This window comes from Chryseobacterium sp. Mn2064 (genome assembly GCF_049319685.1).
In the GTDB taxonomy this organism is placed as follows: domain Bacteria; phylum Bacteroidota; class Bacteroidia; order Flavobacteriales; family Weeksellaceae; genus Chryseobacterium.
This window is the reverse complement of the sequence record NZ_JBMOUE010000003.1, coordinates 69009-91612: the sequence shown is the minus strand read 5'-3', so window position 1 is coordinate 91612 and position 22604 is coordinate 69009. Positions and strand designations below refer to the sequence as shown.

General features: G+C 36.2%; 18 protein-coding genes. 15 read left to right on the top strand and 3 right to left on the bottom strand.

Annotated elements, in window-relative coordinates; translation table 11 throughout:
• Window positions 1–96: 96 nt before the first annotated feature.
• The 3 genes from ACL9RH_RS12915 to ACL9RH_RS12905 form a co-directional block, all read right to left on the bottom strand.
• Window positions 97–1755 (bottom strand): ribonucleoside-diphosphate reductase subunit alpha, encoded by a 1659-nt coding sequence (locus tag ACL9RH_RS12915; RefSeq protein WP_422693784.1) that lies wholly within the window; start codon window positions 1753–1755, stop codon window positions 97–99.
• Window positions 1756–1810: 55 nt separating this feature from the next.
• Window positions 1811–2101 (bottom strand): hypothetical protein, encoded by a 291-nt coding sequence (locus ACL9RH_RS12910; protein WP_422693783.1) that lies wholly within the window; start codon window positions 2099–2101, stop codon window positions 1811–1813.
• 156 nt (window positions 2102–2257) lie between these two features.
• Window positions 2258–3232 (bottom strand): ribonucleotide-diphosphate reductase subunit beta, encoded by a 975-nt coding sequence (locus tag ACL9RH_RS12905; RefSeq protein ID WP_422693782.1) that lies wholly within the window; start codon window positions 3230–3232, stop codon window positions 2258–2260.
• 424 nt (window positions 3233–3656) lie between these two features.
• Here ACL9RH_RS12905 and ACL9RH_RS12900 point away from each other — a divergent pair, with 424 nt between their 5' ends.
• The 15 genes from ACL9RH_RS12900 to ACL9RH_RS12830 all read left to right on the top strand — a co-directional run bounded on the left by ACL9RH_RS12900 (window position 3657) and on the right by ACL9RH_RS12830 (window position 22602).
• The gene (locus ACL9RH_RS12900) at window positions 3657–4346 is read left to right on the top strand and encodes an ABC transporter ATP-binding protein (protein ID WP_422693781.1); all 690 of its coding nucleotides are present in this window, start codon (window positions 3657–3659) and stop codon (window positions 4344–4346) included.
• A gap of 99 nt (window positions 4347–4445) precedes the next feature.
• Window positions 4446–4802 (top strand): four helix bundle protein, encoded by a 357-nt coding sequence (locus tag ACL9RH_RS12895; RefSeq protein ID WP_422693780.1) that lies wholly within the window; start codon window positions 4446–4448, stop codon window positions 4800–4802.
• Window positions 4803–4933: 131 nt separating this feature from the next.
• Entirely contained in the window at window positions 4934–6163 is a 1230-nt protein-coding gene (locus ACL9RH_RS12890; protein WP_422693779.1) for an ABC transporter permease, read from the top strand.
• A gap of 58 nt (window positions 6164–6221) precedes the next feature.
• Entirely contained in the window at window positions 6222–7493 is a 1272-nt protein-coding gene (locus ACL9RH_RS12885; RefSeq protein WP_422693778.1) for an ABC transporter permease, read from the top strand.
• An 82-nt stretch (window positions 7494–7575) separates the two neighbouring features.
• Window positions 7576–8787, top strand: a complete 1212-nt coding sequence (locus ACL9RH_RS12880; protein ID WP_422693777.1) for an efflux RND transporter periplasmic adaptor subunit — start codon at window positions 7576–7578, stop codon at window positions 8785–8787.
• A gap of 143 nt (window positions 8788–8930) precedes the next feature.
• Window positions 8931–10445, top strand: coding sequence for a glycosyltransferase family 39 protein (locus ACL9RH_RS12875; RefSeq protein ID WP_422693776.1), 1515 nt, complete (start codon window positions 8931–8933; stop codon window positions 10443–10445).
• A gap of 113 nt (window positions 10446–10558) precedes the next feature.
• Entirely contained in the window at window positions 10559–11464 is a 906-nt protein-coding gene (locus ACL9RH_RS12870; RefSeq protein WP_422693775.1) for an NAD(P)/FAD-dependent oxidoreductase, read from the top strand.
• A 151-nt stretch (window positions 11465–11615) separates the two neighbouring features.
• On the top strand, window positions 11616–12881 hold the full coding sequence (gene glyA / locus ACL9RH_RS12865; RefSeq protein ID WP_422693774.1) for a serine hydroxymethyltransferase: 1266 nt from the start codon (window positions 11616–11618) through the stop codon (window positions 12879–12881).
• A 57-nt stretch (window positions 12882–12938) separates the two neighbouring features.
• Window positions 12939–13397, top strand: a complete 459-nt coding sequence (locus tag ACL9RH_RS12860) for a regulatory protein RecX (protein ID WP_422693773.1) — start codon at window positions 12939–12941, stop codon at window positions 13395–13397.
• A gap of 357 nt (window positions 13398–13754) precedes the next feature.
• Window positions 13755–15683: a polysaccharide biosynthesis protein gene (locus ACL9RH_RS12855; RefSeq protein ID WP_422693772.1), complete on the top strand. Its 1929-nt coding sequence runs from the start codon at window positions 13755–13757 to the stop codon at window positions 15681–15683.
• Between the two features lie 38 nt (window positions 15684–15721).
• Window positions 15722–16543 carry a polysaccharide biosynthesis/export family protein gene (locus ACL9RH_RS12850; protein ID WP_422693771.1) on the top strand — a complete coding sequence of 274 codons (822 nt, stop codon included), beginning with the start codon at window positions 15722–15724 and terminating at the stop codon, window positions 16541–16543.
• Between the two features lie 8 nt (window positions 16544–16551).
• Window positions 16552–18942: a GumC family protein gene (locus tag ACL9RH_RS12845; RefSeq protein ID WP_422693770.1), complete on the top strand. Its 2391-nt coding sequence runs from the start codon at window positions 16552–16554 to the stop codon at window positions 18940–18942.
• Window positions 18942–20237 (top strand): nucleotide sugar dehydrogenase, encoded by a 1296-nt coding sequence (locus tag ACL9RH_RS12840; protein ID WP_422693769.1) that lies wholly within the window; start codon window positions 18942–18944, stop codon window positions 20235–20237. Before ACL9RH_RS12845 ends, ACL9RH_RS12840 begins: the two co-directional genes overlap by 1 nt.
• Window positions 20238–20243: 6 nt before the next feature.
• Window positions 20244–21434, top strand: coding sequence for an L-2-hydroxyglutarate oxidase (gene lhgO, locus ACL9RH_RS12835; protein ID WP_422693768.1), 1191 nt, complete (start codon window positions 20244–20246; stop codon window positions 21432–21434).
• A 40-nt stretch (window positions 21435–21474) separates the two neighbouring features.
• The gene (locus ACL9RH_RS12830) at window positions 21475–22602 is read left to right on the top strand and encodes a DegT/DnrJ/EryC1/StrS family aminotransferase (RefSeq protein WP_422693767.1); all 1128 of its coding nucleotides are present in this window, start codon (window positions 21475–21477) and stop codon (window positions 22600–22602) included.
• Window positions 22603–22604: the final 2 nt, after the last annotated feature.

The following is a 22604-nucleotide window of genomic DNA, read 5'->3' as shown; positions in this document are numbered from 1 at the left end:
AGTATTTTACATTAAAGGAATCCTCAATCATTAGGGCATAAAAAAAGCACACCTTTCGGTATGCTTTCATAAATATAGCGTGTTTATTACTTGATTTTACGCTTCACAGCTTGAACATGATACAAAGTTCACCATCATTTCTTTAGAAACGGAAGAACTTCTTTGGTAGTAAAGTGTTTTTACTCCTTTTTTCCAAGCTTCAATATAAAGGTAGTTGACATCTTTTACAGGCATTGTAGAAGGAATCTGTAGATTCAGAGATTGTGCCTGGTCAATGTATTGTTGTCTTTGTGCCGCCTGAGAAATAATTTCCATTGGAGAAATTTCTTTGAACGTCTTGAATACTGCTTTTTCTTCAGGAGTAAGCTCGTTTAGGTGTTGTACGGAACCGTGATTCAACATGATTGTTCTCCATGTTTCTTCATTATCCAGTCCTTTTTCTTTCAATAGTTTTGCCAGGTATTTGTTTTTACGCATAAAGTTTCCTTTTGCAAGACCTGCTTTATAATAATTAGAAGAGAAAGGTTCAATTCCCGGAGAGGTTTGTCCAAGGATTGCAGAACTTGAAGTGGTAGGAGCAATAGCCATGGTAGTGGTATTTCTCAGTCCATACCCTTTCAATACGTCTGGTTCTCCATAGATGTTGGCAAGTTCTCTTGAAGCCTGCTCAGCCTGATCTTTGATATGTCTGAATGCTCTTGCGTTGAACTGAGTCGCCTCAAAGCTTTCAAACGGAATCATATTCTTCTGTAAATAAGAGTGATATCCTAAAACTCCTAATCCAAGAGCTCTGTGACGCATTGCGAAGTTTCTCGCTCCCTGTAGGTAATAGTTACCTTCAGTTTTATCGATAAATTCAGATAATACAGCATCCAGGAAGTATACTGCTAATTTTACAGCATCTGTATCTTTCCATTCATCATATAATTCAAGGTTCATAGAAGACAGACAGCAGATGAATGATTCTTCCATTGTTGAAGGAAGCATGATCTCAGAGCAAAGGTTACTTGCATTGATCGTCATTCTCTGGTCTTTATAAACCTGAGGTTTGTTTCTGTTAACGTTATCGGTAAAGAAAATGTAAGGAAGACCTTTTTGCTGGCGGCTTTCCAATACTCTTGCCCATACTTTACGTTTTTCCATATCACCGTCTATCATATCCTGCATCCAGTAATCTGGAACGCAAACTCCGGTGAACAGGTTTTGAATCGGGCTACCGATATCTTTAATTGATAAAAATTCTTCAATATCTCCGTGGTCAATATCCAGGTAGGCAGCAAAAGCACCTCTTCTTACTCCTCCTTGAGAAACTACATCCATTGCCGTATCAAAAAGCTTCATGAATGAAACTGCTCCAGAAGATTTTCCGTTATCAGTAACTGCAGTTCCTCTGTTTCTTAATTCTCCGAAATACCCTGAAGTTCCTCCTCCGATTTTAGTCTGCATGATCACTTCACCCATTTTGTGAGTAATTCCTTCAATGCTATCCGGGATGTGAGCGTTGAAACATGAAATAGGAAGACCTCTTTCTGTTCCCATATTGGCCCATACAGGAGAAGAGAAGCTGATCCATCCTTTAGTGATCATTTCTTTGAATGCTGGCTGGAGTTCTGGTTTGTACAACCTTTTTGCAGCAGCAGTAGTGATTCTGTCGATAGCTCCGTCTACTGTTTCGCCTTTCAACAGATATCCTCTGTTCAACATTTGTTCAGACTCTTCATTGAGCCACCATATATTTGAATTTTGCTCTTCCATAGATGTTATATTTTCGAATTCCGGGATGAGATTATCACCCCGGAATTTTGTTTTTTTATATTATTGATTGTAAAAATTCTACTTTGTGGGAGTCGTTCAGCCCGCTTTCATCTCTTAATTTCTGAAATTCTTTAAAAGAAGGTACATTCAAAACCTCATGCTGAACTTCTTCATTGGTGTAGTTTGAATAATGTAGAAAAGTAACCCCATCTTCCTTTACATATACTTTATATTCAAAAGCAGACTGATCTAAATTTTTAAAATCATCCAAAAACTTTTGAATATTAGCTTTGTTTTCTGGAACAAATTCCGGTTTTACGGTGTAAGTTACTATTACATTAATCATTTTGTGTTTGATATTTATTTAAACATATTGTCATTCCAACTACTAAGAAATCCTGGTGTCAGATTTTTTATTATGTTGATGTACCGTTGTACATTTTTAGAATGACGTTAATCTAATACTATCTGCTGTGACGCTCGCTTCGCTCGCGTCTCTGTATTAAAACAAATCGTTTGCTGTAATACTTTTGTCGTGCTTGGTATAATCAACCGGTCTTTTCGCAAAGAAATCATCTAATGAATTGGCAAAAACTTCTTCCTCGAACCATACCATTGGTCTATACTGCTCAGGAGTGATGTTGTATTTTGGCTTCATGTTGATTTTCTTCAAGCTGTCATCTACTCTGTATTTCATGAAGTTCAGAAGATCTTCTTTCGATACGTTGTCGATTTCACCCAATTCGAAGATCCAGCTAAGGATATCTCCTTCTTTTGCGATAGATTCGTCTACCAATGTGTAGATGTCTTCGATGTCGCTGTCTGTTAACAGATCAGGTTGCTCCTCACGGATTTTGTTGATCAGGTAGATTCCTGCATTGGCGTGAATTTGCTCATCTACGGATGTCCATGCAATAATGTTGGAAACATTCTTCATAAATCCTTTGAATCTTGTGAAAGAAAGGATGATGGCAAACTGAGAGAAAAGAGAAACATTTTCTACTAAAATACTGAACAATAATAATGCAGAAACGTACTCTTTAGGAGTTGCAGAATTAGCGTGCTTTAGAGCATTCCCTAAAAATTCGATTCTTCCTTTTACAGCAGGAATTTCAATTACGTTAAGGAATTCGTCATTATATCCTAATACCTCCAAGAGACGGGAATATGCTTCAGAATGACGGAACTCGCATTCCGCAAAAGTAGATCCTAATCCATTGAATTCCGGCTTTGGTAGGTGATTGTATAGGTTCCCCCAGAATGTCTTTACAGACACCTCGATCTGTGCAATGGCTAACAGCGCATTTTTCACAGCGTGCTTTTCATGTGGTTCCAACTGCGAATGAAAATCCTGAACATCTGCAGTAAAGTCCACTTCCGAATGTACCCAGAACGATTTGTTGATTGCCTCTACAAATTGAAGAACCTCCGGGTATTCAAATGGCTTATAACTTACTCTTTTATCAAAAATTCCCATATTAAATATCTTTATAATTAAATAATTTAGATCTCTGTGGATAACGTTCCAGAAATACTTAACTTTTTGTGTTTCTGATTATTGTGAATCTTAGTTATTCACTTTCACAATTCCATATTTCTTGTAAAGAACTAGATACAAAGTTCGAAAAAAAGAACTGATTTTAAAAGAGGTAAATACTAATAGGCTGACTTTTAGCTTCAAAAGTTTTCCACATTTACATGAAACTGGCTAGAACAATAGGCTAGACCGCAATATTGCTGATAAATGGGTGTAAAACCTAAGTTACGATTAAACAATAATTTGTAAAATATTATGAATAAAGGAATAAACTGTTAAACAAAAAAATATTTGAATAAATTTTCTTTCTTGTAACAATTTGAAAATATCATCTACTTATTGGGTATAAAACATACATCACTTAATGTTAGTAATTCAGGATTTACATAAGTCATACGATACAGGGAAAAGCAAGCTTCATGTTCTGAAGGGAATTAATCTTACGATTTCTGAGGGCGAGTTTGTTTCTATTATGGGAAGTTCCGGTTCCGGAAAATCTACACTTCTTAATATTATTGGAATTCTGGATGAAAAAGATTCAGGTACCTATGAGCTGGATGGAGTTCCTATCGAACATTTATCTGAAGTAAAAGCAGCAGAATACAGAAGTAAATTTCTGGGATTTATTTTTCAGTCTTTCAATCTGATCAACTATAAAACTGCTCTGGAAAACGTTGCTCTTCCTTTATATTATCAAAATGTACCCCGAAAAGAACGTAATCAGAAAGCAATGGAATATCTTGAAAAAGTAGGATTGGCACAATGGGCGAATCACCTTCCTAGTGAACTTTCCGGAGGACAGAAGCAAAGAGTTGCTATTGCAAGAGCTTTGATTACCGATCCTAAAGTGGTATTGGCGGATGAACCTACAGGGGCGTTAGATTCCAAAACGACTCATGATATTATGAAACTTCTTCAGGATATTAACAATGAAGGAAAAACAATCATCGTAGTAACCCACGAACCTGATGTTGCTGCACAAACCAAAAGAAATGTAGTGCTGAAAGACGGAATCATTGAAAGTGATGAATTTATTAAGCAGATTGTATTATAAGTGAATACTCAATAGTCAATTTTGTTTCGCAAGTGAATTTTTCAATGAGAAAGACAAATAATTTATAACACACACAAATGAATATGAAAAAAGATATAAATGTTTTTAAATCTGAACCATTATAAACTTGATGTTTATCAATCAGCCAGAGAATTAAGAATAGAATGCTACAAAATTTTGGCTGAGATTCCGAATCATGAAAAGTTTAACATAATTGATCAGATACGGAGAGCTTCAACTTCGGTTGTATTAAATATTACTGAAGGATGTTCAAGAAGATCAGAACTCGAAAGAAAGAGGTATTTTGAAATCGCAAGAGGTTCTGTTATTGAATTAGATTCTTGTTTTGATATAGTAATAGACTGTAATTACATCAAAAGAGAAGAATTGCGAAAAATAGAAAATTTGATAAAGACAACATTTATCTTATTAAGTAAAATGTTAAAAAGAGAGTAGACATGTGAAAATGGCTTTGGCAATGTAATCATATTGAGCTAAGAATAAAATTGACAACGCAGTTAATTGACTTCAAAGAAAATTGAACGCACAGCTAATTGACTTTTTTACAAAGTAAAAAAATAAAAACTATGTTTGACCTAGATCGTTGGCAGGAAATATTCAGTTCTATCCGCAGTAATGTACTTCGGACGGTGCTTTCAGGGTTCACGGTAGCCTTGGGACTGTTTATTTTTATTGTTCTTTTTGGAATTGGAAAGGGCCTTCAAAATGCTTTCTCTGAAGGATTTTCAGGAGATGCTAAAAACCTTATTACCATTGTTACAGGGAAAACGACTTTGGCTTATAAAGGACTACAGTCGGATCGTAACGTGACAATGAATAATAGCGACTACGATTTCCTGATCAATGCTGAGAAGCAAAATGTAGGAGCCTCCAGTCCAAGATATAATGCCAGTTTAATGGTAAAATATGGAAAAGAAAGTGGTACCTATCAGGTACACGGAGCAGAACCGGGAGAGCAGATCATTGAAAACAGAAAAATGATTGATGGCCGATATATTACTCCCCGTGATCTCGAAGGCAAGCAAAATGTTGCCGTTATTGGAAGAATGGTTCAGAGAGATTTGATCAAGAATGGTAGTCCTGTAGGAAAAGAGCTGGACATCAACGGAACCATGTTCAAAGTAGTTGGGGTATTCTCGGATGACGGAGGTGACTGGGATGAAAGACATATTACAGTTCCTATTACCACGTTACAACAGATGAAGAAAGGTTCGGATACCATCAATATTGCTTATATATCATATAGTGATAAACTGACTCCCGAACAAGCCATTAAATATGGAGATGAATTAAAAGATAAGCTGAAAGCAAGAAAAAGTGTTTCTCCCGATGACGAAAACGGAATTCGTGTTTGGAATAATGCTAAAAACATGAACGATACCTTCACCTTTATGGCAGTACTTACAGCTATTGTTGGGTTTATTGGGTTGGGAACATTATTGGCCGGAATTATAGGGATCAGTAATATCATGGTATATATTGTAAAAGAAAGAACCAAAGAGATTGGGGTGAGAAAAGCCATTGGAGCAAAACCTAGTGGAATTGTCGGTTTGATTGTTCAGGAAAGTGTTGTCATCACGGTTGTTTCCGGGCTCATTGGAGTAGGAGTAGGAGTTTTGGCACTCAGTCTCATTGGAGACAGCCTTGAGGAGTTCTTTATCAAAAGTCCAAGCGTAGGATGGGGAGCAATCTTCATGGCATTTATTGCTTTGATTTTCTCTGGTCTTGTAGCAGGATTTGTTCCCGCTTACAGAGCTTCAAGAATTAAACCGATTGAAGCATTAAGAACAGAATAATCAGGCAAACACACAATAGAAAAAACGATTAGAATTTATAACTCAATAATTCAAAAAGGTGAATATCATATTTAAAAAAGATACTTGGCAGGAGATCTATTATTCATTAAGGAATAATAAGCTTCGTACGTTCCTTACCATGATTGGAGTAGGATGGGGGATGTTTTTATATGTAAGCCTTCTTGGTGCGGCTAAAGGAATGGAGAATGGTTTCGATAAACTGTTTTCGGGTTTTGCCACCAATTCTATCTTTCTATGGGCGCAGAGAACCTCTATTCCTTACGAAGGATTTCCCAAAGGCAGAGAAGTTCATTTGAACTTATCCGATATGGAAATGCTGAAAAGAAAAGTTACACAGGTAGATTATATATCACCTCAGAATGCAAGAGGAAGTTTTACCGGAACACCGGGAGAATCAATGTCCAGAAATGGTAAAAGTGCTACTTATTCTTTGACGGGAGATTACTCTGTAGGAAATAAAATTTCAGAAAAGAAACTTATTTTCGGTCGATACATCAACGATGCCGATGTTTCCGGGAACAAAAATGTGGTGGTAATAGGTGAAGAAATTTATAAGAACTTCTTCGATTCTAAGAAAAAAGAAAACCCAATCGGTCAGTCTATCAATATCAAAGGATTGTTCTTTAATGTTATTGGAGTATTCAGAGTAAAAAAAGGAGGCGGTTTTGAAAATGACCAGACGGCCTTTATCCCACTTTCCACTTATACTAAAATGTATAATGCAGGGGACCAGATTGATATGTTTGCCATTGTGAGTAAGCCCAACGCCAACGTGAATGAAGTAGAAGAAGACGTAAAGCAGGCTTTAAAAACAAAAAACAAAGTCTCCCCGGAAGATACCAATGCTTTTGGAAGCTTCAACCTTGGCAAAGAATTTAAAAAACTGACAGGTTTTCTTACCGGAATGCAGCTACTAACCATCATTGTAGGAACACTCACCATTCTTGCCGGTGTAATTGCCATTTCAAATATCCTGTTAATCACCGTAAAAGAAAGAACGAAAGAAATAGGAATCAGAAGAGCTTTAGGAGCAAAGCCGGCAGAAGTAAGAAATCAGATTTTGTTGGAAAGTGTTGTTATCACACTCTCTTCGGGGCTACTCGGTTTTATGTTTGGGATTTTTGTTTTGATGATCTTAAATGCAGTCACCCAAGGCCAGGATTCCTTCCCATTCTATAATCCGACAGTGAATTATGGAAATGTTTTTGCCGCAATGGCAGTAATGGTCGTTTTGGGATTGATCATAGGAATGATTCCCGCGCAGAGAGCTGTAAAGATCAGACCTATTGAAGCTTTAAGAACAGAATAATTAATTTAAAAATAAAATGATCAACCCATTCATCTTTTCATTTTTAAACCATTCAATTTTTAATAAAAAATAAACTATACATATGAAAAAGAAATTCACTTGGAAAAAAGCCATTTATATTGTGTTGGGGCTTTTCTTTGCAGTGGCATTGTTCTCAGGGATTGGCTATCTTGTGAAATCAAACTCAAAAGAAGGAGAAGCTTTCCTTACCCGTAAACCTACCGTTCAGAATATGGATGATAAGGTGATGGCAACAGGAAAAATTGTTCCCAAAGAGGAAATTGAGATTAAGCCCAATATTGCAGGGATTATAGACAAGATTCTGGTAAAAGAAGGAGATAAAGTAGAAGCAGGACAGCTTATTGCAACAGTGAAAATTGTTCCAAGTATCTCTGAAGTAAATGCTGCACAGCAGGAAGTTCAGAATGCGCAGATCCAGATCAGTAATGCCCAGATGAATGTAGGAAATATGCAGAAGCAGTTTGAGATGCAGGAGAAACTTTACAAGCAAGGCGTTGCTTCCAAGCAGGAGTTTCTTAATTCCCAGCAGCAGCTGTTCTCTCAGCAGCAAACTTTGAAAAATGCTCAACAGCAATTGAATACCGCTCAAAAAAGATTACAGATTGCTAAAACAGGAGCCACTCCAGAACTTCAGGGGCAAGGATTAGCAACTACAGAGATCCGTTCCAAAGCTTCAGGTACCGTACTTGAAGTGCCTGTAAAACCAGGAAGCCAGGTGATTGAAGCGAATAACTTTAACGCGGGAACTACCATCTGTTCAGTAGCAGATTTGAATGCATTGATTTTTAAAGGAGAAATCGACGAGGCTCAGGCAGGAAAACTAAGCCAAGGAATGGATATGAATATCGTGATCGGAGCTTTACAAAATAAAACTTTCCCTGGTAAACTGACGATGATTGCACCTAAAGGTAAAGATAACGCAGGAACAATCAAGTTTCCGGTAGAAGGTAACGTAAGCAATCCTAATAATGAATATATCAGAGCAGGTTTCTCTGCCAACGGAGAAATTGTTTTAAGCTCTCAGAAAAATGCATTACTTCTGGATGAGTCTTTAGTACAGTACGAAAAGAAACAAGGTAAAGATGTTCCTTTCGTAGAAGTAAAACAAAAAGATGGGAAATTCAAGAAGACCTATGTTAAACTTGGAGCAAGCGATGGTATCAATGTGCAGATTCTTCCAGGATCAGATATTAATAAAGATTCCGAAGTGAAAGTTTGGAACCCGTCTGATAAAGACAAAGAAGAATTAAAAGAAAAGTCAAAAGCAAAATAATAAACGACACTATATACTTTTAAATTGTTAAATCCTGAAGATCTTTCTTTGGGATTTTTTTTATGTATAATGAAAGTTTTAAAGAAAATATGTAACGAAAAGCGGCGATAAAATGTCTTACATTTAATTATTAATTATAACCCATGAAAAAACGCTACCTGATACTTTTACTTTTTGTCGTTGCAAAATTTGTTCTTCAATATATCCTGATCAACCCGGAGTATGAATTGCAGAGAGATGAATATCTGCATTTGGATCAGGCGAATCATTTGGCATGGGGATATTTATCGGTTCCTCCGGTGAGCTCATGGTTGGCATGGCTTATCAAAACATTGGGTAACTCTGAATTTTGGGTGAAGTTTTTTCCTGCTTTATTGGGTGCTTTTACCATGGTGGTGGTCTGGAAGGCTATTGAAGAATTAAAGGGCAGTCTTTTTGCACTTGTACTGGCTTCTTTAGGACTCCTGTTTTCCGTCTTACTTCGCATCAATATGCTGTTTCAGCCTAATTCGATGGACATACTTTTTTGGACTCTCTTCTTTTATATTGTAATACTATATGTGAATACAGAGAAAATCAAGTGGCTTTATTGGGGAGGACTCGTTTTTGGAATAGGGATTTTGAGCAAATATAATATTGTATTTCTTGCATTAGGTTTTCTTCCGGCAATTTTGATGACAAAACAAAGAAAAATTTTTGCCAACCCTCATCTGTATGGCGCTGCACTTTTGGCGTTTATGATTATTTTACCTAATCTTCTTTGGCAGTACAACAATGGCTTTCCTGTTATTCATCATATGAAGGAACTTGCCGATACCCAATTGGTGAATGTAGACAGATTCGATTTTTTCAAATCTCAACTTCTTTTCTTTATAGGAGTAGCTTTTGTGATTCTTTTTGGTTTTTATGCTCTACTGTTTTACAAACCATTTGAAAAATTGAGTTTTTTCTTCTGGGGATTTGTTATAACGATTGGACTGTTTGTCTTTTTTAAGGCAAAAAACTACTATGCAATCGGACTTTACCCTATTTATATAGCTTTTGGTTCTGTTTACCTTGGGCATCTTCTTAAGAATGGATGGAAACGTTTTCTTCAACCCGTTTGCCTTCTGCATCCGGTAATTTTGTTTATTCCTATGTATAATGTTTCATTTCCTAATAAAAGCCCGGAATTTATTGCAAGCCATCCGGAAATCTATTCGAAATTTGGAGACTTACGTTGGGAAGATGGGAAAGATCATGCATTGCCCCAAGATTTTGCTGATATGCTGGGTTGGAAAGAATTGGCCCAAAAAGTAGATCATGAATATACCAGCTTGTCAAAAACAGGAAATACACTCGTACTTTGTGATAATTACGGACAGGCAGGAGCCATCAACTATTACTCAACCAAAGGGATAAAAGCAGTTTCATTCAATGCGGATTATATCAATTGGTTTGATTTAAGTAAAAAATATAAAAACCTGATCAGAGTTAAAGACCGTCCCGAAGATGAACTACAAAAAACAGGAGCTTTTTTCGAACACTCTAAAATTGCAGGTTTTGTTGACAATAAGTTTGCCAGAGAATATGGAACTACAGTTTTCAGATTTGAAGGAGCTAAAATAGACATACGGAAAAGACTGCAAGATGAAATGGTAAAAATTAAAAGCAGATAATATAAGAACTATTTTAAAATTCTTTAAAAACAAAATAGAAAATCACTATTGCAATTTTGTTGCAATAGTGATTTTTGTTTTAAATTTGCAGTATTAACTACCAATTATCAATTATGGAAAATAAAAACTTCGACGTTATTATCATAGGAGGAAGCTATTCCGGATTATCTGCAGGAATGGCCTTAGGAAGATCCCTGAGAAAAGTTTTAATTATCAATGACAATAAACCCTGCAACAGGCAGACTCCACACTCCCACAACTTTATTACCCACGACGGAAAAACACCGAAAGAAATTGGTGAACTTGCCAAAAAAGATGTCGAAAAATATAATACCGTTCACTTTTACGATGGAACTGCTTTAAAAGCATCAAAAAAAGAAACCGGTTTTGAAGTTGAAACAATATCTGGCGAAAAGTTCAAGGCGAAGAAAATAATTCTTGCTTCAGGAATTAAAGATGTAATGCCGGATATTCCCGGATTTGCTGAATCTTGGGGAATATCAGTCATACATTGTCCATACTGTCATGGTTATGAGGTTAGAAATGAAGAGACCGGGATTCTTGCCAATGGAGAAATGGCCTATGAATTCTCCAAGATGATTTTTAACCTGACAAAAAAGCTGACTCTTTTCACGAACGGGAAATCGGCACTTACAGCTGAACAGTCTGACAAATTTGCTCAGAACAAGATCAATATCAACGAGGATGAAATTGAATGTATAGAACATGATGAAGGAAAACTTAAAAATATCGTTTTCAAAAATGGGAAGTCTGTTCCGTTAAAAGCTTTGTATGCGAAAATTCCTTTTCAGCAAAATTTTGATGCTTCAGAACATTTGGGCTGTGAGTTTACAGAACAAGGTTTTATCAAAGTAGATGCTATGCAGAAAACAACTGTTCCCGGTGTTTTTGCCTGTGGAGATAACGTTACCATGATGAGGTCTGTAGCCAATGCAACAGCTCAGGGTAATTTTGCAGGAGCAATGGTGAATAAAGAGCTTTGCGAAGACGAATTCTAAGATTCTCTTTGATAGGATAAATTTTATAAAATATTGTAATTACCTTTTTACTTTTCCTGTAGATTGTGTTAAAAAATCATTTTTTTTAATATCATAATCTCACTGAAAATTCCGTACATTTGGGGAGGAAATTTCAAAAACTAAAAGTAAAATGGACATTATTTTCGACCTGATTGAAAAAGAAAGACAAAGACAAACCCATGGATTAGAGCTTATTGCATCAGAAAACTTTGTTTCTGAAAACGTAATGAAAGCGATGGGAAGTGTACTTACAAACAAATATGCTGAAGGATATCCCGGGAAAAGATATTATGGAGGTTGTGAAGTAGTAGATGAGGTTGAAACACTAGCTATCAACAGAGCAAAAGAGCTTTTTGGTGTTGACTATGTGAATGTTCAGCCGCATTCAGGCTCTCAGGCGAATGCTGCTATTTACCTTGCAGTTTTGAAACCAGGTGATAAAATCATGGGGATGGATCTTTCCATGGGAGGCCACCTTACTCACGGTTCTGGTGTAAATTTCTCAGGAATTCAGTATCAGGTAGTTTCTTACGGGGTAGAAAAAGAAACTGGTCTTATCGACTACAATCAGATGAGAGAAGTAGCATTAAGAGAAAGACCAAAAATGTTGATCGCTGGTTTCTCTGCTTATTCAAGAGATCTTGATTATGCTAAATACAGAGAAATTGCTGATGAGATCGGAGCTACACTTTGGGCTGATATCGCACACCCTGCAGGTTTAGTTGCCAAAGGATTACTTAATTCACCTTTTGAGCACTGCCACGTAGTAACAACAACAACTCATAAAACGTTAAGAGGACCAAGAGGAGGGATGATCATGATGGGGAAAGACTTCGAAAATACTTACGGCCACAAAACTCCAAAAGGAGAAACAAAAATGATGAGTCAGGTATTGGATGGAGCAGTATTCCCAGGAATTCAGGGAGGGCCGCTTGAACACGTGATTGCCGGTAAAGCTGTAGCCTTCGGAGAAGCCTTGGACGGACAGTTCGAAACTTACGCAAAACAAGTGAGAGCAAATGCTCAGGCATTATCTAGTGCAATGATCAACAGAGGGTTTGATATTGTAAGCGGAGGTACAGATAACCACCTTATGTTGGTAGACCTTAGAAATAAAGGGGTAAACGGTAAAGAAACAGAAAAAGCTCTGGTACTTGCTGATATCACTTGTAACAAAAACATGGTTCCTTTTGATGATAAATCACCTTTCACAACATCTGGAATCAGATTGGGAACTGCTGCGATCACAACAAGAGGACTTAAAGAAAATGATATGGATACTATTGCAGGATTAATTTCTGACGTGGTAGATAATATCAAAAATGAAGAAGTACTTGCCTCTGTAAGAAAGCAGGTTAACGAATTAATGGAAGGTAAAGCTCTATTTAACTATTAATGCGCTTTACAATATAATACAAAGAATGAGCGATCGCTCATTCTTTTTTTATACCGAATGGAAAAAAAAACTTTTACCTTTGACGAAATCAAACAAAAACTAGTCAACTACTGTGTTTACCAGGATCGCTGCCACTACGAAGTGGAACAGAAAATGAGAGAATTCCTCCTGATAGATGAAGCTAAAGAAGAAATCATGCTTTATCTTCTCAAAGAAAATTTTTTGAATGAAGAAAGATTTACAAGAAGCTACATCAGAGGCAAATTTTATATAAAGCATTGGGGGAAAAACAAAATCAAAATGAATCTGAAGCAAAAGCAGATTTCTGAAAGGCTCATCAGCTCATGTTTTGATGAGATTTTTGAAGAGGATTATACCAATACGATTCGGAAAATATTCGAGGATTATTACGCTAAACAATCTGGTTTGAAAGAGTATCAAAAAAAAACTAAGACAATAAAATATTTGATGAGTAAAGGTTTTGAATATGAAAAAATTATTAATATTTTTGACTAAATATTAATGAATTTTAAAATGTGAATACGTTTTTTTTTACATAATTTTATCAATTTATTGAAGCGATTGATAAATAGAGATTTAATAAATATTTTATAGAAAAGCATTTGTAATTAGCAGCTCTTTATGAACACATATCACTTTACATAGAGTTTTTATGGTATGATTTTTGTCGCTGCACTTTGCTATATCAGATGGAATTATTGAATTTCAAAAAGAGACCATCAAATTTATTTTTAGATTTCGACATATTGAGATAAATTTATTTTATTTTTGCATGATTGTATCGGAATTATCGCTGATGGGCGGGTTGATTAGATATTTTATTTTAATTAAATATGGACACAAATAAAGACAATGTATAATTCTCTTAGGAAAAAAATATTTGGAGGGGATAATGTTGTCAATCTCTCAGACGTAAGATATCTTCCTAGATGGATAATACTCGTAATAGATATTATTATTCTGGTTATATCCCTGTTTCTTTCTACTTACATTATCGAGAAAATTACTCAGCGGGAATTTATTTATCATGAAGATAAAAGCATCGTATTTGTCTTTATGATCTTGATGAATACGGCTTTTATGTATCTCTTTAAAACATATGCCGGTATCATCCGCCATTCTACATTTATCGACCTGTTCAAACTTCTTATCTCTTGCTTTTGTACAATGCTGGCGGTGGGAACTATCAATATGTTTTATTTCTGGATTACCGGGAGTAAATTTATAATGACTCCTTATCTGATCTTGTATTTTGTCATTTCATTCATGGGGCTTTTTCTTTTCAGACTGTATGTTAAAGAATTCTTCCATGTCGTAAGAGAATACAGAAGAAGCGCACTGAAAAAAAGAATATTGGTATTAGGAATTGATGAACAATCTATTGCTATTGCAAGAGCTATTCTTGATAACCCAAGCCTTCCTTATCAGGTAGTTGGTTTTTTAACACAGAGAACCGATTCTAAAAGAGCTTCTTTGCTGGGAAAGCCTATTTATGAAAAGAAAAGAATTGAAGAACATACCAAAGAAGATCTGATTCTTGACGGAGTTCTGATTGTAAAAGAAATGATGGCCAGAGATGAAGTGAATTCATGGGTAAACTTATTTCTGGAAAAAGACCTTAATATTTTCAAAGCACCTTCCGTACAGAAATTGAGAGACAGTGACGTAGGAGGCGCTATCAGAAATCTTCAGATCGAAGATTTGCTGAATAGAAAACCTATTAAAATTCAAAACGAAAAAGTAAGAAGCAGGCATTCTGAAAAAACAGTTTTGGTAACTGGTGGAGCAGGTTCTATTGGTAGCGAAATTGTAAGACAGGTTGCGCTTTTCAATCCTTCACTGATTGTCGTTCTAGATCAGGCAGAAACCCCACTGTACGATATTGAGCTGGAAATGAGAGAGAAATTTCCTCACATTGCCTTCAAATTTGTTTTGGGAGATGTTTCAAACCAGCACAGAATGGAATCTCTGTTCCAGCATTATAATTTCTCAATGGTATATCATGCTGCGGCATACAAACATGTACCTTTGGTGGAAGAAAACCCCCACGAAGCTATTTTTGTGAATATTCTGGGTTCTAAGATTGTGGCAAGACTTTCCAGCAAATATAAAGTAAACAGATTTGTAATGGTTTCTACAGATAAAGCTGTAAATCCTACTAACGTAATGGGTGCTTCTAAGCGTGCTGCAGAACTTTTTGTACAGTCTCTTCAGAATGTAGAAGGGAACGTTACCAAGTTTATCACTACAAGATTTGGAAATGTATTAGGATCCAATGGTTCTGTTATTCCTCACTTTAAGAGGCAGATTGAGGCCGGAGGTCCGGTAACGATTACCCATCCTGATATTGTAAGATACTTTATGACCATTCCGGAAGCTTGCGAACTTGTTCTTCAGGCTGGAACAATGGGAGAGGGAGGAGAAATCTTTGTATTTGATATGGGTGAACCTGTTAAAATTCTTGATTTGGCGAGAAGAATGATCAAGCTATCAGGATTTGAACCTAATATTGATATCAAGATTATTTATACAGGATTAAGACCTGGTGAGAAGTTGTATGAAGAACTTTTAAGCGATGACGCGAAAACACTTCCTACCCATAATGAAAAGATTATGATCTCCAAAGATCCTTCTATGGGATTTGAGGAAATAGATACCCTTACAAAACAAATTACTAAAGCTTCTTTAAGAAGAGATAAAGTAGAAGTTGTAAGAATTTTGAAAACAATAGTTCCAGAATTTAGGAGTAACAATTCCATCTATGAGGCTCTGGATAAATAGAAAAATATAAATGTATATTTGTACAATTTTAAAAAATAATGAGAGGTAAAATATTGGCAATAGTAGTGGCATCGTCTTTGGTTGTTTCCTGTAAAGTCAATCCCAATGCGAAAAATGATTTGAATTATATGCAGAATATAGAACAGACGGCCATCAGTGCCTCTGCCAAAAATTCTGCCAATACAATCCAGGTAGGGGATCAGCTTATTATCCTGATTACAGCAAAGGACATGGATGTGGTAAAGCCTTTTAATCAAAATTATTCTTCATCAGAACTTGTTCAAACCAATGCTTTGGCAGGAGGAAATACCCCTAATCAAGGAACTGTTGCACTTTCAGGACCAACCTATATTGTGGATGCCAACGGAGATGTTGACTTTCCTGTGTTGGGAAAATTGAATACTTCAGGGAAGACAATGATGGAATTTAAAGATGAAGTCAAAACAAGAATGACCCAATATGTGATCAACCCCACTGTCAATATAAAACTTGCTAACTTTAAAGTTACTGTTCTGGGAGAAGTAAACAGACAGGGAGATTATGTCGTATCGAGTGGGCATGCAACGATTTGGAATGCTTTGGGGCTTGCCGGAGATTTAACACAATATGGAAAAAGAGATGATGTATTAATCATCAGAACAGAAAATGGAGTGGTTTCTCATGGCCGTGTTAATCTTCAGGATGCTAATCTGATTAATTCACCGTATTATAATCTGAAACAAGGTGATGCCGTTATTGTTTCTGCTAATAAAGTGAGAGATCTTACCTCTAAACAAAATCCAAATACGACCCTTTATCTTACAGCAGCGTCTATAGCAATCACCGCAGTAGCAGTAGTAATAAGTTTATTTAAGAAATAAAAAAATTAATGAACACCAAACAGCCTTCAGCATCTTTAGAAGTAGAAAATAGTTCGAGTAGTATTGATATTAATGAAATAATAAAACCCTATTTAAGAAAATGGCCATGGTTTGTACTGAGTGCATTGGTAGCTTTAATAATAGGATATGTTTCGTTGAAATTTATGACGCCAGTTTACAATGTACAGACTACCGTACTTGTAAAAGATGCTAAAAACTCATCTTCACCGATGGGGAACGAGCTTGGGGTTTTACCAGATTTCTCTGGTTTCGGAGGATTGAAAACAAACAGTATAGCCAATGAAATAGAAATTCTGAAATCTAAAAGGTTAATGAGAGAAGTAGTCATTAATCAGAATCTTCAGACTGATATCTATGCCAAATCTAAACTTAGAAAAGTTGAGCTTTACAAAGAAACTTCTCCTATTGAAGTGAGAGTAATCAACGAAAAACCGGGAATTCCAACTCCTGTTAATTTAAAAATAGAAGGAAATAAACTTACCGTAAGTACAGAAAAGCCTAAAAAAGAAATCGTTACTACTTTTGGTAAAACGATCGGCCTTCCTTTTGCGAATATCATCATTACGAAAAATGATAAATATAATGCATCTGCAGTAAAGGATGCAGAAACCAATAATCTGGAACTTTACATTTCAAGCGTAGATGATAAAGTAGGAATTTTACAAGGTGCGTTAGCCGTAAGTTTGATCAATAAAGATGCAACAGTACTGATGCTGGATATGAGTTATCCGGAGATTACAAAAGCAGAAGATGTTCTTAATGCTCTTGTAGTAGCGTACAACAGAGATGCTATTTTGGATAAAAACTCAGAATCTAAAAAAACATTAGACTTTATTGAAGACAGAATTAAAAAACTTACTGGTGAACTTGGAGATGTTGAAAATCAAAAAGAAACCTTTAAGTCACAAAATAACCTTACCGACCTTGAGACCGAAGCTAAAATTAGCTTAGAAAGTTCTGCGGCGGCAAGAGCTAAACAGCTAGATGTAGATGCACAATTGGAACTTACAAATGCATTAATCAGCTTTGTAGGGAGACAAGGACAATATCAGGCACTGCCTTCCAATGTTGGGTTAAACAGTCCTGAAGCTGTTGCCGGAATTTCCACTTACAATCAACTTATTCTTCAGAGAAACAGATTGCTAGAATCTGCAACTCCTGAAAACCCAACTGTTGTAGATCTTACTAAGCAGATCAATACTATGCGACAGTCTATAGAGCAGAGTTTACAAAGAAACAAAACCGGACTTGAGCTAGCCAGAAATGAATATTTGGGGGAGCAGAATAAAGTTTCAGGTAAAATTTCTAAACTTCCTTCTATAGAGAAAATGTTCAGAAGTATTGAAAGACAACAGCAGATTAAAGAAAACTTATATCTTTTATTACTTCAGAAAAGAGAAGAAACGGCTATTGCAGAATCTATTAATGCTCCTAAAGCGAGAGTTATCGATATGGCATATGCATCCGGAAGCCCTATTGCACCGAACAAAAAAGTGGTACTTATTTCGGCATTATTCTTAGGATTCCTTATTCCTTTCCTTATTGTATATCTGTCTACCATCTTCAACAACAAAATCATTACTAAACATGATGTGGAGAAATTGGTAAAAGCTCCTATTATCGGAGAATTGCCAAGTCTTGAAAAAGGAGAATCTGAAGTTGTTCGAATGAATGAAATTACTCCAATGGCAGAAGCATTCAGAATTCTTATTACCAATATGAATTTTATGCTTCCTAAAGATAAGAGCGGTGGTAAAGTGGTATTTGTAACTTCTACCGTGAAAGGTGAAGGTAAAACATTTACTTCTGTAAACCTTGCCCTTACCTTAGCTAACCCTAAAAAGAAAGCGATCATTATTGGTTCCGATATCAGAAACCCGCAATTACAAAGATATAACCCGGCTAGAAAAGGACTAATTGGTCTTACTGAATATCTTTATTCTGATGATACCAAAATGGAAGATATTATCCATGTATCATCTTTCAACCCGCATTTGGATGTGATCTATTCAGGAATGATTCCGCCAAACCCAACAGAATTATTATCTAACGGACGTTACGAAGCATTGTTGGATGAACTTAAATCTAAATATGATTATATCATTTTGGATACAGCTCCATTGCTTCTGGTTACCGATACTTTCCTTATTGCAGATTTTGCCGATGCTACAATCTACGTATCAAGATCTAAGTATACAGAGAAAGCATTGATAGACTTTGCCAATACCAATATTGAGCAGAAGAAGATCAAAAATGTTGGATTTGTTGTAAATGACGTAAACAGAGAAAACTTAGGCTATAGTAACAAATACGGTTACGGATATAATAATAAAGTTGAACAAACATGGTTTCAAAAAATAAAAAATAAACTTAGTTAATGATGAAAACATATAAAATAGCAGTTATTGGACAAGGCTATGTAGGACTTCCATTGTCACTGGAATTTGCCGCTCATTATCCTGTATTAGGATTTGATATCAACGCACAGCGTGTAGAGCAGCTGAATGAGGGACAGGACATCACTCTTGAAGCGGACCTTGACAAACTGAGTACTGGTCTTGAAAGATTTAAAGAATCAAACGGAACTATAGGATACAGATCTACAAGCCAGCTTTCCGAAATTTCAGATGCCAATGTTTTTATTGTAACAGTTCCTACACCTATTGACAAATACAACGCACCGGATCTAAATCCTTTGATTTCTGCCTCAAAAATGTTGGGAGAGATCATCAAAAAAGGAGATATCATTATCTATGAATCTACTGTTTTCCCTGGATGTACAGAAGAAGAATGTGTTCCGGTTTTAGAAAAATATTCAAAACTGAAGTTCAATGAAGACTTCTTTGTAGGATACTCTCCGGAGAGAATCAACCCAGGAGATAAAGTAAATACTCTTACAAGCGTTAAAAAAGTAACCTCTGGTTCTACCGAAGAAATTGCAGAAGAAGTAGATCAGCTTTATAAAAAAATTATCACTGCAGGTACCCACAAAGCACCTAGCATCAAAGTAGCGGAAGCGTCAAAAGCTATTGAAAATGCACAGAGAGACGTTAACATCTCTTTTGTGAATGAACTGGCTTTGATTTTCGACAGAGTAGGTATCGATACCAACGATGTATTGGAAGCTGCCGGAACAAAATATAACTTCCTGAAATATAAACCAGGATTAGTAGGAGGACACTGTATTTCAGTAGACCCTTATTACCTTGCTCATAAAGCAGAACAGCTAGGATATCACCCGGATGTTATCTTATCAGGAAGACGAGTGAATGACTCTATTGCGAAATTCGTAGCTTCTAAAGTAGTGAAGCTTCTTATTGCAAAAGGAGGAGTGATCAAAGATTCAGAAGCTTTGATTCTGGGAGTTACCTTTAAAGAAAACTGCCCGGACGTAAGAAATACAAAGGTAGTAGACATCTACAGAGAACTTTCAGACTATGGAGTGAATGTAGACATTTACGACCCTTGGGCAAGCAAAGAAGAAGTGAATCATGAATATGGAATTACTATTCTAGATACCCTTATTGAAGGTAAAAAATATGACTCCCTGATTATTGCCGTTTCTCACAACGAGTTCCTTGAAATGGATCTTAATACCCTGAAAAAAGACAATGCAGTGGTGTTTGATACCAAAGCGTGTTTAGACAGAAATTTGGTAGACGCAAGATTGTAACAGACAATGAATTATGATATTGTAATCGTAGGTGCAGGTCTCGTAGGACTGGCCACCGCGTATCAGGCTAAACGTAAAAACCCTGATTCTAAAATTCTTATTTTAGAAAAAGAAAAAGATGTAGCATTACACCAGTCTGGGCACAACAGTGGAGTAATTCATAGCGGGATATATTATAAGCCGGGAAGCCTTAAAGCAACCAACTGCATAGAAGGATACAATTCAGTGATTAATTTTGCTGAAAAATACGGAATCAAATATGACCTTTGTGGAAAAATTATCGTAGCTACTTCTCAGGAAGAACTTCCCTTATTAGATAATATCTATAAAAGAGGAGTAGAAAACGGTCTTCAGGATCTGAAATACCTTTCCAGAGAAGAATTCCGTGAAATAGAACCTCATTGCGAAGGAATAAAAGCCATTAAAGTTCCGCAAACCGGGATCATAGATTATCCTGGCGTTGCCAAAAAAATAAAAGAACTCTTTGAAGAGCTGGGAGGTGAAGTGAAGTTTAATAATGAAGTAAAAAACATTATCAATAAAGATTCTGAAGTGATCATCAAAACCAATCAGTCAGAATTTAAAGCAAAGAAACTGATTTCATGTGCCGGTCTTTACTCAGATAAAATCACAAAAATGACCAACGAAAAGAATGATGTCATTATCATTCCTTTCAGAGGTGAGTACTATAAAATAAAAGATGAGAAAAAGCATCTCGTAAAGCATCTTATCTATCCTGTGCCGGATCCTAGTTTCCCTTTCCTGGGCGTTCATTTTACAAGAATGATCGACGGAAATATCGAAGCCGGTCCTAACGCCGTTTTAGCATTCAGAAAAGAAGGCTATAAGTTTTTTGATTTCGATTTTAATGAAACCATGCAGACTTTAACATGGCCAGGTTTTAGAAAAATTGTAGCCAAATACGGAAAAACAGGAATGGGAGAAGTTCATCGTTCTCTTTCGAAATCTGCGTTTACAAAAGCTTTACAAAAACTAATGCCTGAAATACAGGAAAGCGACCTTGTACCGGGAGGTTCCGGAGTAAGAGCACAAGCGTGCGACAGAAACGGCGCATTAATTGATGATTTTGATATCGTGAAAAACGGAAATATCATTCATGTCAGAAATGCACCTTCCCCTGCTGCAACCTCATGCTTTGCTATTGGAAACAAAATAAGTGAGCTTATAGAAAAATAAAGCCAGCGCTTTCTGTATGATATCCAAAACAGATATAAATATGAAAATTCAAATGGTTGACCTTAAAGGTCAATATCAGAAAATAAAAAACGAAATTGATGCCGGTATTCAGGAATGTATTGATAATACCGCGTTCATCAATGGTCCTGCAGTAAAAGAATTTCAGCAGGATTTTGAAAAATATTTAGACGTAAAACACGTCATTCCATGTGCCAATGGTACAGACGCATTGCAGATCGCAATGATGGCACTTGACTTGAAGCCTGGTGATGAAGTCCTTTGTCCTGCCTTTACTTATGTAGCCACTGCAGAAGTTATTGGTCTTTTAGGACTAAAGCCTGTCATGGTAGATGTAGATGAAAATACCTTTGATATCGAACTCAATGGATTAGAAAAATACATCACTCCTCAAACCAAAGCAATTGTTCCGGTTCATTTATACGGACAAAGTGCCAACATGGAAAATATCATCGAATTTGCAGAGAAGCATAACCTTTTTGTAATTGAAGATAATGCTCAGGCAATTGGTTCAGACTATACCTTTTCAGATGGTAGCGTAAAGAAAACCGGAACGATAGGACATATCGGGTGTACCTCTTTCTTCCCTTCAAAAAATTTAGGATGCTACGGAGATGGTGGGGCCTTGATGACCAATGATGATGAACTGGCATTAAAGATAAGAATGATTGCCAACCACGGTCAGCAGAAAAAATACCATCATAAAGTTCTGGGTTGCAACTCTAGATTAGATACCATCCAGGCAGCCGTTCTTAAAGTGAAACTTACAAAACTTGACGAATATTCAGAAGCTAGAAATACAATGGCTTCTTATTATGATGAAAACCTTGCTGGTATTTCAGAAATTCAGGTTCCGGAAAGAGCAAAGCACTCTACTCACGTTTTCCACCAGTATACATTAAGAGTGAAAAACGGAAAGAGAGATGCCTTACAACAATATCTTGGCGAAAAAAATATTCCAAGTATGATCTACTATCCGCTTCCGTTATATAAGCAGGAAGCTTTTCAGCAGTATGTAGAAGAGGGGTTCAGCCTTCCGGTTACAGAAATGCTTTGTTCGGAGGTACTGTCACTTCCTGTACATACAGAATTTGATCAGGAATCTTCAGACTATATTATTGCTGAGATCAAAAACTTTTTTAATCAATAACA